Genomic DNA, 12,431 nt, shown 5'->3' with positions numbered 1-12,431 from the left:
GCGGTCAGACGGACGTGCGGGACAACCAGGTGTCGAGGACCGCGCGGTCGCCGAAGACCTCCACGTGACCGTCCGGGGCGAGGCGGCGCATGAGGACGAGGAACAGGTCCACCGCCGTGCCGACCACGGCGGTGGTGGCCTTCGCGTGGCCGTGTGCCCACTCGACGCCGGGCCGGACGATCCACTCGCCCCGGTCGCCCAGGTCCTCGGTGACGTGCAGGTGGAGGGTGTCGTCCCCGGCGAGCGGGGACTCCCCCAGGGGAAGCGCGACCCCCAGCGAGAGCCACTCGGAGATGCCGTCGGCGGCGACCTCCGGGTCGAGCGCGTAAGGGGCGCCCAAGGCGATGGCCGCGTCGGCGTGGTGCACGACGGTCTCGTAGAGGCGGCGGCGCAGCCACCAGCCCGCCAGGAGCGGCCCGGCGAACCCCGCGCGCGGGGTGTCCGCGCCGACCGCGGCCACCGCGTCGAAGAGCACGGTGGTCCCTGCGCGAGCCAATCCGGCACCTCGGACCAGTCGGGGGCGGGTAGGCCGGGGGTGTCGTCGGGGCGGGTGAAGACACCGGTTTCCACCACGCGCGCGGCCCAGCGGTCGCCCCGACCGACGTGCTCGGCGAGGTCGCGCAGGGTCCAGCCGGGGCAGGTGGGGACCTCGCGGGTCGGGTCGGCGTCGCGGATGAGGTCGGTGAGGCGGCGGTTGTGCTCGTTCCAGACCGCGGTGGTGTCCACGGCGCCAACCCTAGGCGCTGCCGCCCGCGCGTTTCAGCGAGTGACAATCAGTTGCGAACCTCGGACGGAGGTCACACCAATGGACCATGGCGTCGGCCGTACGATCACTCTGTGATCGACCCGGACACGCTGCCCGACCCGCAGGCCTGGCCCCGGTGGCTGGCCCGGGACGCGGAGCGGCGCAAGCTGGTGGACCAGGCCGACCTGGACCGCCTCGCGCAGGCCGTGCGCGACTTCCCCGCCGCCGCCTTCGCCGAAGGCTTCCTGCCCGAACCGCTGCCCGTGGAGCGCACGGAGAAGCTGTCCCGGGGGGACCACCGGGAGACCACCGAGGGCGCCAAGGTCCGGCACCGGGTGCTGGCGGAGCCGGGCGAGGTGCGGGGGTGGAACCTGGGCAACGGGGTGGTGATCAGCATGGGTCAGGCGACCGTGCGGCCGGTCTACTCCCCCGTGGCGCGCGGCGAGAACGCCGCCCTGCGCGCCGACGGCACGGTGACCCGCACGATGATCACGTCCTGGGAGCCGTACCCGGCGCCGGTGGAGGTCGAGGTGGACCCGTCGCGAACCATCCCCCTGGACGACTACCTCCGCCGCGCCCTCACCGATTTCGAGCGCCCCTGACCGACCCGCGACCACCGCCCCGGGTCGACCACAATCAACCTCGAACACCAAGACTCACGACCGCGCAGCCGGGCACCGCGTCAGTCGGTCACCTGGCTGCGGTTCTGGTAGGCCAACTCCAGGTACTCCGGGTGCCGACGCATCCAGGCGGCGATGAACGGACAGGTCGCGAGGACCGGCAGCCCCCGCTCCCGAGCGTCGTCCAGCGCCGCGCGGGCCAGCGCCCCACCGACGCCGTGGCCTTCGAACGACGAGTCGACCTCGGTGTGCGGGTAGACCACCACCGTGTGGCTCCGGATGTACTCGGCGTACCCGGCGAACCGGCCGTCCACCGTGGCCTCGAACCGGTGCCGCTCCGCGACGTCGGTGACCTCCACCGCCATGGCGACCTCCTCCTGGTGTCACCGCCAGCCTAGCCGGCGCCGGCCATCACTCGGGGTAAGGAAATCCGAGCGGTTTCCACCTTCGTGTCCGGAGGAACCTCCCGAACAGACACGGCAGGTAAAGGAGCCCCCGGTGCGCACCACGTCCGACGCGGAAGAGACCCCCAAGGAGCGGCTGGACCGCAACCTCGGCGAACTGCTCCAGGAGCTGCGCGTCGCCCAGGCGGGCGTGCAGATCCTGTTCGGCTTCCTGCTCTCCATCGCGTTCACCGAGGTCTACGTCCGCGACGCCAACGCCTTCGAGCGCGGCACCCACCTCGTCGCTGTGCTGTTCGCCGTGGCGTCCGTCGGCCTGCTCACCGCCCCCGCCGCCTGGCACCGGATCCTGTTCCGCCGGGGCAAGCGGCAGGAGATCATGCACCTCGCCACGCGGACCACGATCGCCGGTCTGGTCTGCCTGTCCCTGGCCTTCACCGCCGCGGTGCTGCTGCTCGCCGAGATGGTCATCGGCGGGTGGGCGGCGTTCGTAGTTGCCGGGGTGTGCGGTCTGTTCATCGCCGCGCTCTGGTTCGCCGTCCCACTACGGGAACGCGAATAGCGGACGGCCCGGTCGAGTGACCGGGCCGTCCCCTTACCCCCTGCGACTCACTCGGTGGTCAGGCGGAACTCGACGCCACCGAGGTCCTCGCCCTTCTCATCGGTCTGGTTGACCCACACGACCGCCCGCGCCTGGTCGGCCGTCGCGGTGAAGTCGATCTTGGTCTCGAACCGCTCCTTCGGGTCGATGGCCAGGCCCGCGAGCACCGCCCGCTTGCCGTCGACGATCTCGAACGCGGTCTCGCCGACCTGCCGGATGCCCTCGGCCTTGCCGCCCGACTGCTTCCACCGCGCCGCCAGTTCACGGCCCAGGTCGATGGTCACCTTGCCCGCGAACGGGCCCTCGGGCGCGGTGAAGACCAGGTTGGTCAGCGCGCGCGGGTTCGGGTTGGCCAGGGTGAACGGCCGGGTGGTCGGCGTGCCGGGCTTGACCCGCACGGTGTCGACGTTGCGCCACGCGATGTTGTTGTTGTTCCGGGTGTTGGTCAGCGTGTTCGGGCCCTCGGCGAAGGTCATCGGGTCGGTCGCCGACACCCACCGCGCCAGCAGGCAGAAGTGCCCCGGGCCCGGCACGCCGTTCCACGGGATCACCACGTTGGTCGTCCCGGCGGGCACGGTCACGTTCGTCGCGGTGTTGATGTGCGTCCAGTGCGTCGGCCAGATCGCCGCACCGCCCTGCGCGGTGTAGTACAGCTTGAGGTCACCGGTCGCGGTGCCCGCGCCGTTGGGGCCGGGGTTGTTGAGTTTGACGTGGATGTAGCTCGTGCCGCCGACCACCGGGTTCGTGCCCGCGCACGGGGCGGGCGACGGGCAGACGGTGATGTCCGGGCTGGTCCAGATCGGGTTCAGGCCGTGCGGCTCGACTCCGGTGTCCGCGGCGTGGTCGCGGACGAACACGTCCGTGCGGCGGCAGTTGCGCAGGCTCTGCTGGATGGTGGTCGCGGTGTTGGAGCCGTTGGCCGCGGTCTGGGTGTAGACGCCGCCGGTGGTGGTGGCGTAGTCCTGCATGATCGTCACGACCGGGGCGGACACGCCGCCGGTGGGCACGTAGACGCTGTTGATCTTGATGTTGTTCTGCGCCTGCAGCGCCCGGGTGTGCGCGTTGGCGACGTCGACCGCGGTGTGCGTGTCGTCGAAGCCGCCGGGCAGCGCGTCGGTCACCAGGATGATCATCTTGGTCGCGTTGCTGCGCCACACGCCGGAGAAGTTGCCGGTCTGCGGGCGGCCCGCGGCGGGCAGGTTGTTGACCGCGGTGTTCAGCGCCTCGTCGGAGGCCTCGGGGCCGCCGCCGCCACCGCCCGCGACAAGGCCGTTGACCCCGGCGGTCACCGCCGCCTGGTTGCCCGCGGCCAGGTCGTTGAGGACCTTCACGTCGTCCTTGAAGGTCACCAGACCGAGCTTGAAGTCGCCGCCGGACAGCGTCGACACGTCGCCGATGATCGTGTTGATGCCCGCCTTGATGTTGGCGATCGCGCCACCCATGCTGCCGGTGTCGTCGATGACGAACGTGACGTCCAATGGACCGCACGGGCCTGCTGCGGGCGGCTGCGCGACCGGCACGACGGCGGGCGCCGCGGCGGCCGGGATGGCGGGTAGGACGGCCGCCACCAGCGCGGACGCCGCGGCCACGAGGGCTCTGCGGCGGGCTGGGACACTGCGGTGGAACATGGTGATCTCCTCGCCGGAGGGGCGTACAGGGTGTGACCCGAAGCGTGTCGGCGACCGGTTGTGGCATGGTTGTCGCGGAACGCAACCGAAGTTGGGGGTTTGGCCGCACGCGGCTCAGCCGGTTGGGTGTTTGCGCACCGCAGTCGGGTCGTTACGCTCCCTTTACCGAGCTGCGCGGAAGGAGCTGGGGGTGAGCGGACCCGGCGAGCTGCGCGTGCTGGGACCGGTCGAGGCCGTCGGCCCGGCCGGGCGCGCGTTGGTGCACGGCACCCGCCAGCGCGCGGTGCTGGGGGTGCTGGCCCTGCACGCGGGCACGGTGTTGCCCGCGTCCCGGTTGATCGACGTGCTGTGGGGCGAGAACCCGCCGCGCACCGCCGTGAAGACGCTGCACAGCCACGTCGCCCGCATCCGCCAGGCCCTCGCCGCCTGCGGTTTCCCGACCGTCCTGCGCACCCGCGAACCCGGCTACCTGCTGGCCGTCGAACCCGAGTCGGTCGACGCGCTGCTGTTCGACCGGCAGGTCCGCGCCGCCCGCGAGCACCTGGCCCGCGACGAGGCCGACCGGGCCGCCCAGCAGCTGCGGGCCGCGCTCGGGTTGTGGCGGGGCGACGCGTTCGCCGACGCGGCGCTCGAGGGCTGGGGCTGCGGCGAGGTCGAGACCCTGCACGAGCAGCGGCTGGCCGCGCTGGAGGACCTCTGGGACGCCGAACTGCGCCTCGACCGGCACGCCGACGCCGTCCGGGAACTGCCGCGCCTGGTCTCCGCGCACCCGACGCGGGAGCGGTTGGCGGGCCTGTACATGCTGGCCCTGCACCGCTGCGGCCAGCACACCGAAGCGCTCGCGGTGTTCCGCGCGTTGCGCACCCGGCTGACCGACGAGTTCGGCGTCGACCCGGGCCCGGAGCTGCTGGCGCTGCACACGTCGATCCTGCGGCGCGACCCGAGCCTGGACCCGCGACCGGCGGTGCGCGGGCCCGCGCAGCTGCCCGCGCGGGTCGGGCACTTCACCGGCCGGGTCGCGGAGTCGGCCGCGCTGGACGCGATGCTGGCGGACCCGTCCGACGAGCGGCCGGTCGTGGTGATCTCGGCGGCGGCGGGGATGGGCAAGACCGCGTTCGCCGTCCAGTGGGCGCACCGGGCCGCCGACCGCTTCCCCGACGGGCAGCTGTTCCTCGACCTCGGCGGCCACGACTCCGGGCGCGCGTTGTCGGCGTCGGACGCGCTCGCGCACGTGCTGCGGGCACTGGACGTGCCGGATGAGCGGATGCCCGCCGAGCTGCCGGAACGCGCCGCGCTGTACCGGTCGCTGCTGCACGGCAGGCGCTGCCTGGTGCTGGCGGACAACGCGGGCGACGTCGAGCAGGTGCTGCCGCTGGTGCCGGGCAACGGTCGGACGCTGCTGGTCGTGACGAGCAGGCAGACGCTGGCCGCGCTGGGGACCCGGCACGCCGTGCACCCCGTGGCCCTCGACAGCCTCGGCCACGCGGAGTCCCTCGAACTGCTGACCAGGGTGCTCGGCGCGGACCGGGTCGCGCGGGAGCCGGGCGCGTCGGCCCGGCTGGGGCGGCTGTGCGGCGGGATGCCGCTTGCGCTGCGGCTGGCGGCGGCGCGGCTGGTGTCCTTACCCGGTCGGACGGTGGCGGAGTCGGCGGCGGAACTCGTCGGCGCGGGTCGGTTGGACACGCTGGCGGTGGAGGGCGACTCGCGGACGGTGCGGGCGGTGTTCGCCAGCGCGTACGAGCCGCTGGAACCGGGGCGGGCGCGGGTGTTCCGGCTGCTGGGGCTGGCGCCGGGCACGTCGGTGAGCGCGTGGCTGGGCGCGACGCTGTGCGGGGTGCCGCCGGAGCGGGCGCGGGAGTCGCTGTCGGCGCTGGCCGCCGCGCACCTGGTCACCGAGACCGAGCGGGACCGGTACCGCTTCCACGACCTGGTGCGGGAGTTCGCCGCCGGTCGGGTGGAGCGCGAAGAGCGGGCGATCGCCCTGTCCCGGCTGGTCGACTGGTACCTGGTGGTCGCCGACGAGGCGAACAAGGTGATCGATCCCAACCGGGACCTGGTGACGCCGTCGCTGCGGCACCCCCGCTGCCGGGTCCCGTTCGACGACCGCCACGGCGCGCTCGCCTTCCTCGACGCGGAGCGGGCGAACCTGCGGGCGGTGGCGCAGTGCGCGCGCGAGTTGGGCAGGCTCGACTCGGCGTGGCAGCTGACGTACCTGCTGACCAGCTTCTACGACGCGACCGGGCACTGGCACGACCGGGTCGAGCTGTGCCGCCAGGGCGCGGCGGCGGCCACGGCGCTGGGCGATCCCGTGGCCGAGGCGGAGATGTTGCGGGCGCTGGGCGTCGCGTACTTCATGACGCGGCGGTTGAAGGAGGCGCTGGAAACCAACCAGCGCGCGTTGAAAACGGTGCGCGCGGCCGGAGATCTCGCGGGCGAGGGCCACGTGCACAACAACATCGCCAACGCGTACGCGGAGTTGCGCCGCTTCGACGAGGCGATCGCCGCGCACCGGCTGGCCGTGGCGCGGTGCGCGGAGGCGGGCAGCGACCTGGGCCGCGCGTTGTCGCAGCGCAACCTCGGGCACACCTTCGTCCGGATGGGCCGGGCGGAGGAGAGCCTGACCCCGCTGACCGACGCCCTCGCCACCTTCCGCGGCCTGGGCAACGCCCGCTTGGAGGCCGCGACCCTGGACACCCTGGGCGAGGCGTGGTTGCAGCGCGGCGACCACGGCGCGGCGCTGGCGCACCTGCGGGAGGCGGTGGAGGTCAGCCGCGCCATCGGCGACCGCTGGCTGGAGTGGGAGTCGTTGCTGGACACCGGCCGCGCCCACCTCGACTCGGGCGACGTGCGCGCGGCGGTGGCGCACTTCAGCGCGGCCCTGGACCTGAGCCGCGAGGTGGGCGACCGGCACGGCGAGTCGTCGGCGTTGAACCAGCTGGGCCGCGCGTACCTGGCGGCGGGCGACCTGGCGGCGGCGCGGGAGAACCTGGAGCGCAGCCTGTCGATCCGCACGGCGGTGCCGGACGACTACGAGTTGGCGCACCTGCACCGCGACCTGGGGGACCTCGAGTCCCGCGCGGGCGACTCGACCACCGCCACCCGGCACTGGTCCCGCGCCCGGTCCCTCTACAGCCAGGCCAACGCGACGACGGAGGCGGAGGAGCTGTCGGCGCGGCTCACACCGTGAGGACCGTCTTGCCGCCCGCGTGCCGTTCCCGCATGGCGTCGGCCGTGTCGGACAGGGGGTGGAGCCTGCTGATGACCGGGGTGAGCTTTCCCTCCGCCACCAGGGTTGCGAGGGTTCCGAGGATCGCGTTGTCGCGTTTGGACGACAAGATCCTGAGTTTCTGGGGGACGAAAGGGTTTGCGGTGAGGGTTTTGAGGAGCCTGGGGACCGGGCCGAGGGTCGGCCCGCCTTCGCCGGTCGTGCTGACGTAGACGCCGTCGCGGGTCAGGACCCGGCGGATCGCGGTGACGCGGTGACCACCCGCCACGTCGACGACCGCGTCGTAGCGCGTTGTCGCCTCGGTGAAGTCTTCCTTGCGGTAGTCGATGACGTGGTCGGCACCGATGCTTCTGGCGTGGTCGACGTTGCGCGCGCTGCACACCGCCGTGACCTCCGCGCCCTTGATCTTGGCGAGTTGCACGGCGAACGTGCCGACACCGCCGGACGCGCCGTTGACCAGGATGTGTCCACCCTTGCCGGCTTGGGCCATCTCGACGGCCTGGTAGGCGGTGGTGCCCGCGACCGGCAACGTTGCGGCTTGCTCGAACGTGATGCCCCTGGGTTTGCGGACGAGGTGGGCGGCAGGGGCGGCGACGTACTCGGCGAAGCCGCGCTGCTCCATCTCCCCCAACACCTCGTCCCCTTCCTCGAACGCGGTCACACCCGCGCCTGTCCGCACAACGGTGCCCGCGATGTCGCGGCCGAGGATGGTGTGCTTTGGCTTGGTCAAGCCGAAAGCGAGTCGCCCGATCCGGGGGATGCCGCTGAGCACGGCCCGGTCGGCGAAGTTGAGGGAGGCGGCGCGGACCTCGACGAGGACGTCGTCGGGCCCGGTGTCGGGTTGGTCGACGTCGGCGTATCTGAGGACGTCGGGGGTGCCGTAGGTGTGGTGGACGATGGCTTTCATCGTTGGTCCTTAGCGTTGCTGGGCGGCCTTGACGCCCTCGATGACGGTGTGCAGGTAGGAGACGCAGGCGAGGATCGTCAGTCCGGTGTGGACCGCGTTGACCAGGTCCGGTTCCCAGACCCCGGCTTTGACGACGTGGTCGGTCGAGGCCAACCAGAGCAGGATCGTCGAGCAGGCGACTTCCGTGGCCGCCCGCGCCACCGCGAGGGGGATGCTCCAGCGGGCGTAGTGGGCGGCGAAGGAGAACCCGAGAGTGGCGATGACCAGGGCCATGAACAGGTAGAGGACGGAGTTGAAGCGGGGGTCGAGCCATTCCCTCGCGTACAGGAGGAAGGCGACGAACCAGACGGTGATGGCCGTCTGGGTGACCAACTCGGTGTAGCGCGCCCGACGGGTCGGCTTGGCAGGCAGTTTCTCGGGCGCCCACGACCGCGGCTTGCAACTGATGAGCGCGAACACAAGGGTAGTCCAGAATCCGATATGGACAGTCGTGTGCAACGCGGCCGTAAGTGACTCCACCACGAAAGTCTTGTCGCTCAACGCCCGCATCAGACCCACGGCCACCGCGACCCCGGGGACCACGGTCACCACCAACGCGGTCAACAACCGCGTGTAGTCGAGGTAGACCTCGGGCCCGATGAGCCGCAACGGCCGATCGGCGTAGCCCGCGGCCAGGCGAACGGGGTCACCGAACTCGGTCAACACCTCGACCTCGCCCCCACCTTCCCCTCCCTCCACCCGCATCTCCACCGCGTCGGCTATCGAAGCCCGCAACTCGCGCTCGATGTCCACCCGCTGCCCCTTGGGCACCCGGGTCACGACGGCCTCGACGTACCGGTCGACCAGTGCGCTCACAGCTCCCCCTTCAACCCGCGAAAGGCCAGGTCGAGCCCGACCCAGTCCCGCGCCAACTCCCCCGCCATGACCCCACCCGCCTCGGACGTCCGATAGAACTTCCGCGGCCGGGACTCATCGGTGTTCCACTCGCTGACCAACAACCCCTGCTTCTCCAACCGCCGCAACAACGGGTAGAGCGTGTTCGCGTCGACCGCGAACCCCCGCCGCTCCAACACCTCAAGCAGCGCGTACCCGTAGTTGGCCTCCCGGAGCACCAGCAGACAGGCCAGCACCACGGTCCCCCGCCGCAACTCCTGCAGGTGCGTGGCCAACAGCTCCTCATCCACACAACACACAATAGTGTGTGCCACACATTATTGCCACTGCCATCTGCCCAACCTTGGAGAACCTCTCAGCCACAGGCTCCAGCCGCACCTTCTCGGCACGGCCGCGGCTGCTCGCGGTTCCGGAGCCGCGACCGGCGGGGCGATACCTGGAGGACCTGAAGGGCGGAGGCGGCGCCGAGCAGGATGCGGGGATACCGGGCGTCGAGGTCAGGACCCCGACAAGGGGGCGCGTCGGGTATCCCCTCGGTCTACTCAGCGGCGTGTTTGCGTTGCTGGACAACGGTTCAGTCGCGGTCGGACGGTGTCCGCGGCCGCGGTTCCCGGGACGGCAGTGGTCTGTCTGCCCCAGGGCGGTCACGATCGCCTCGACCAGCCGCTCGTCCACGCAAGGCGCGCGGACCCTCGCGATCGCGGTGAGTCGACGGCAGCCCGCTTCGCGATGTCGGCCTGCCGCAGCGGGAGCGGGTGTCCAGCGCCGCCGGGTGGCTGACCTCGGGTCCGATCGCGTTTTCGACGGCGGGATGAATGCCGGCGAGCAGCCCGCGGATGCGGTTGCCGGCCCGGGTCACCTCGCCGGCGGGGTCGTCGGCGATGGTGAACGCATCCCGAGCGTCGGTCTTTCGCGCGGCCTGGGCAGGGTCGGCGATGCGGCTCATGGCCAGGCCAGGTAGGCCACGAGAGGGCCGGTCGTGACCAGCCGGTCGACTACGACCAGCGGGGTTCCGTACCGGGCGAGCTTGTCGAACGACGCCCGCGGCATTGGTCCGCTGTCGGGCAGCCGCTTCCCCGCCGGATCGGCGTCGTGCACGGCGGCTGCGCACTGGCGGCCGAGGCCTCGCGGGCCACGCGCTGGTCACGCGACGGCACACCCGTGCTCCTACCGACCCTCGGCGGCGACATCGTCCGGGCCGCCACCGAGCGCGGTGTGCTGGTCGGGGCCAGCGGTGCGGGTGCCAAGATCCTGGTCCGCTGGAACCGCGACGACACGCTCACACGGCTCTCCGGCATCAACGGCCGCCACCCGCGTCACGACAAGACCTACCGATCGGTGGCCGTGTCCCCGTCAGTGGTGCCTCGGTGCCACCGGTCGGCGCCGCCCGGATCACGCGTGCGACATAGCCATACCGGCCCCCGGCGACCAACAATCCCGGCTGTGTGGATAACCCCGATGTGACAAAGCCGCAGATCAGCGGCGGAGTGGGGTGGATGGACTACACCCGATCCGGACGCCGATGGGGTTGGCACGAGGCGGGAGCCCCGGACGCGCGGGACCGGGCGATGATCGCCGAGGGTGCCGCGCCGGCGCCCTCGGCACTGGCCGGTGGGCCACCGCGGAGTGGTGGCGCCCGGGTTGGTTCCCTGCCGTCGGCCTTGCGGGTCAACCGCCATGGGACCGGTGCGGGCAAGTGGCGCGATGACCAAGCCCCGAAACGTGGCAGTTTCCTGGTCAGGCGGGCGATCGTGCCGAAACCCTGGACGGTGGTGGGCCTGTTCGACTGGCCCGCCCGTGCTTGAAGACCCTGGAGCGCAACGCGGACTCGGCGGTCTTGGACGATGAAGAAGCCCGCGCCCGCCTTGACCCGGTCCGGGGTTGGACGAACGTCGGGGGACCTGCCCGCCCAGGCAGGTCCCCCGACTCGATCCCCCTGCGGTCAGCCTCGCGACCTCACCGTCACCGGGACTTTCGACAGGCCGATGGTGCCCGCCGACGGGTTGAAGATCTCCAGCACGAACTGCTCGTCCGGCAGCTGCTCGTCGGTGAACAGGCGGACCTTCGCCACGCCCCGGGTCTCACCGACGGGGATGGTGACGACGCCGTCGCGCACGGGGTAGTAGCCCGGTTTGCCGTCGCCCACCTGGATGGTGCGGTAGTGGATGGTGATCGGCGCGCGGGCCGGGGCCGACGTGTGCAGGCCGATCTCGGCGGTGCCCTGGGAGCGCCAGCAGATCTTGCCGCCGTCGAGGGACGTGTCCAGCGGGGGCCGGTCGTCGTCGATGATCTGGCCGACGCCCAGGTTGTCCGCGATCACCAACCCCTGCGGCGAGTGCAGGCGGACCGCGAAGGTCTCCTCGTACTCCGGTGCCGCGTCACGGGCGATGGTGACCGAGACGGTCTTGGTGTCCGTCGTGCCGTTCCAGGTCAGGGTGCCCGAGGTCGGCGTGTAGTCGACGCCGGGGGTGGCGGTGCCGGGATCGGTCGTGTAGTCGACCGACCCGCTGGCCGCGCACCCGGGTGGGGCGGTGACGGAGACCGAGAAGCTGAACGTGGTCGTCCCGGCGCCGGTGCCCTCGTACTGGCGGTAGTCACCCACCGCCACACTCGCGGGCGCGCAGCCCGAACCGCTCGCGTACGCCGGTACCACCGGCAAGGCCGCGACCACCACCGCCGCGGCGAGCACCATTGCCCTCATGGACTCGATCCCTTTCGTGTAGCCGCCCTGGGACTGGGTAGCGCACCCCGGTTGTGGATCGGTTGTGGCGCCGCCACCGGCGGACCCGTTCACGGGGCCGACCAGCCGTGACGTCGAGGCGGCGGTGGACGTCCCGGAATGTTCACCGGACCGCGAACAAGCCGCGCCCATCGAACGACCTCGCCACGAGGAGACCGGCCGGCAACACGGGCGCCGTGCCAGAAGCCCCCCATGCGCGCGCGTTGTGGCGCCACGAGCTGCTACGGGAACGATGGGAGCAGGCACGGCACCAACGGCCGAGGCTTAGCGGGCTGTGCCGCAGCGGAGTGCCGCGCGAACGGTTGCGGCACGAGCACCCGACACCCCGGCAGCGAGCCATTCGGGTGCGGACCACGGTCGGCGGCAGCCAGCCGAAGCAGCGCCCGCCTGGTCAGCAACTGTTTAACCACCCCGCCCAGACCCAGGACAGCCCCCGCCCTCCTCCGGGGGGACAGCCCTGCTCCAGTCTATCGGCGCGAAGACTGCTGGGAAGGGGCCGCGATTTCCTGTGGATGAGCGGCGGGGATGTGGACAACCGCACGAGGGCGGATCCGGGCGCGACCAAGATCAAGAGCGGGGCCACCGAGCACCGAGCACCGAGCACCGAGCACCGAGCACCGAGCACCGAGCACCGAGCACCGAGCACCGAGCACCGAAGCCAACCCACCC

12 protein-coding genes and 1 pseudogene are annotated in these 12,431 nt (G+C 71.9%); 3 read left to right on the top strand and 10 right to left on the bottom strand.

Annotation, left to right across the window (positions count from 1 at the left end; genetic code table 11):
- Nucleotides 1-4 precede the first annotated feature (4 nt).
- Complete coding sequence (locus V5P93_RS12880; RefSeq protein ID WP_374066489.1) at nt 5-460, bottom strand: maleylpyruvate isomerase N-terminal domain-containing protein; 456 nt, start codon at nt 458-460, stop codon at nt 5-7.
- Nucleotides 382-726 (bottom strand): annotated as a pseudogene (locus tag V5P93_RS12875) (maleylpyruvate isomerase N-terminal domain-containing protein); the annotation flags it as partial. The pseudogene V5P93_RS12875 and the gene V5P93_RS12880, both read right to left, overlap by 79 nt.
- A gap of 111 nt (nt 727-837) precedes the next feature.
- Between V5P93_RS12875 and V5P93_RS12870 the strand changes: the two are divergent.
- Complete coding sequence (locus V5P93_RS12870) at nt 838-1,347, top strand: hypothetical protein (protein ID WP_104480386.1); 510 nt, start codon at nt 838-840, stop codon at nt 1,345-1,347.
- Between the two features lie 80 nt (nt 1,348-1,427).
- On the opposite strand, the gene V5P93_RS12865 is transcribed toward V5P93_RS12870, so the two are convergent.
- Nucleotides 1,428-1,730, bottom strand: a complete 303-nt coding sequence (locus V5P93_RS12865) for a GNAT family N-acetyltransferase (RefSeq protein WP_104480387.1) — start codon at nt 1,728-1,730, stop codon at nt 1,428-1,430.
- 133 nt (nt 1,731-1,863) lie between these two features.
- Here V5P93_RS12865 and V5P93_RS12860 point away from each other — a divergent pair, with 133 nt between their 5' ends.
- A complete protein-coding gene (locus tag V5P93_RS12860) occupies nt 1,864-2,328 on the top strand; it encodes a DUF6328 family protein (protein WP_104480388.1) in 465 nt (154 codons plus the stop codon).
- A gap of 47 nt (nt 2,329-2,375) precedes the next feature.
- Here V5P93_RS12860 and V5P93_RS12855 read toward each other — a convergent pair whose 3' ends face one another.
- Complete coding sequence (locus V5P93_RS12855; RefSeq protein ID WP_104480389.1) at nt 2,376-3,995, bottom strand: vWA domain-containing protein; 1,620 nt, start codon at nt 3,993-3,995, stop codon at nt 2,376-2,378.
- Nucleotides 3,996-4,185: 190 nt separating this feature from the next.
- Here V5P93_RS12855 and V5P93_RS12850 point away from each other — a divergent pair, with 190 nt between their 5' ends.
- The gene (locus V5P93_RS12850) at nt 4,186-7,182 is read left to right on the top strand and encodes a BTAD domain-containing putative transcriptional regulator (protein WP_245931398.1); all 2,997 of its coding nucleotides are present in this window, start codon (nt 4,186-4,188) and stop codon (nt 7,180-7,182) included.
- Here V5P93_RS12850 and V5P93_RS12845 read toward each other — a convergent pair.
- The 6 genes from V5P93_RS12845 to V5P93_RS12820 form a co-directional block, all read right to left on the bottom strand.
- Nucleotides 7,172-8,128 (bottom strand): NAD(P)-dependent alcohol dehydrogenase, encoded by a 957-nt coding sequence (locus tag V5P93_RS12845; RefSeq protein ID WP_104480390.1) that lies wholly within the window; start codon nt 8,126-8,128, stop codon nt 7,172-7,174. The genes V5P93_RS12850 and V5P93_RS12845 overlap by 11 nt on opposite strands.
- 9 nt (nt 8,129-8,137) lie before the next feature.
- The gene (locus tag V5P93_RS12840) at nt 8,138-8,983 is read right to left on the bottom strand and encodes a hypothetical protein (protein ID WP_104480391.1); all 846 of its coding nucleotides are present in this window, start codon (nt 8,981-8,983) and stop codon (nt 8,138-8,140) included.
- Nucleotides 8,980-9,312 (bottom strand): PadR family transcriptional regulator, encoded by a 333-nt coding sequence (locus tag V5P93_RS12835; RefSeq protein ID WP_104480392.1) that lies wholly within the window; start codon nt 9,310-9,312, stop codon nt 8,980-8,982. Before V5P93_RS12835 ends, V5P93_RS12840 begins: the two co-directional genes overlap by 4 nt.
- Before the next feature lie 284 nt (nt 9,313-9,596).
- Entirely contained in the window at nt 9,597-9,968 is a 372-nt protein-coding gene (locus V5P93_RS12830) for a hypothetical protein (RefSeq protein WP_181043596.1), read from the bottom strand.
- Entirely contained in the window at nt 9,965-10,120 is a 156-nt protein-coding gene (locus V5P93_RS12825; protein WP_181043597.1) for a hypothetical protein, read from the bottom strand. Before V5P93_RS12825 ends, V5P93_RS12830 begins: the two co-directional genes overlap by 4 nt.
- Nucleotides 10,121-10,964: 844 nt before the next feature.
- Nucleotides 10,965-11,723 carry a Calx-beta domain-containing protein gene (locus tag V5P93_RS12820; protein WP_146108110.1) on the bottom strand — a complete coding sequence of 253 codons (759 nt, stop codon included), beginning with the start codon at nt 11,721-11,723 and terminating at the stop codon, nt 10,965-10,967.
- Nucleotides 11,724-12,431 lie beyond the last annotated feature (708 nt).

Origin of the sequence: Actinokineospora auranticolor (genome assembly GCF_041897805.1) — a bacterium.
Classification (GTDB): Bacteria; Actinomycetota; Actinomycetes; order Mycobacteriales; family Pseudonocardiaceae; genus Actinokineospora; species Actinokineospora auranticolor.
This window is presented reverse-complemented; position numbering and strand designations above follow the sequence as displayed.

Coding starts and splice junctions, on each gene's coding strand:
- V5P93_RS12865 (WP_104480387.1), bottom strand. CDS start 1,730: ATGGCGGTGGAGGTCACCGACGTCGCGGAGCGGCACCGGTTCGAGGCC.
- V5P93_RS12855 (WP_104480389.1), bottom strand. CDS start 3,995: ATGTTCCACCGCAGTGTCCCAGCCCGCCGCAGAGCCCTCGTGGCCGCG.
- V5P93_RS12845 (WP_104480390.1), bottom strand. CDS start 8,128: ATGAAAGCCATCGTCCACCACACCTACGGCACCCCCGACGTCCTCAGA.
- V5P93_RS12830 (WP_181043596.1), bottom strand. CDS start 9,968: ATGAGCCGCATCGCCGACCCTGCCCAGGCCGCGCGAAAGACCGACGCT.
- V5P93_RS12820 (WP_146108110.1), bottom strand. CDS start 11,723: ATGAGGGCAATGGTGCTCGCCGCGGCGGTGGTGGTCGCGGCCTTGCCG.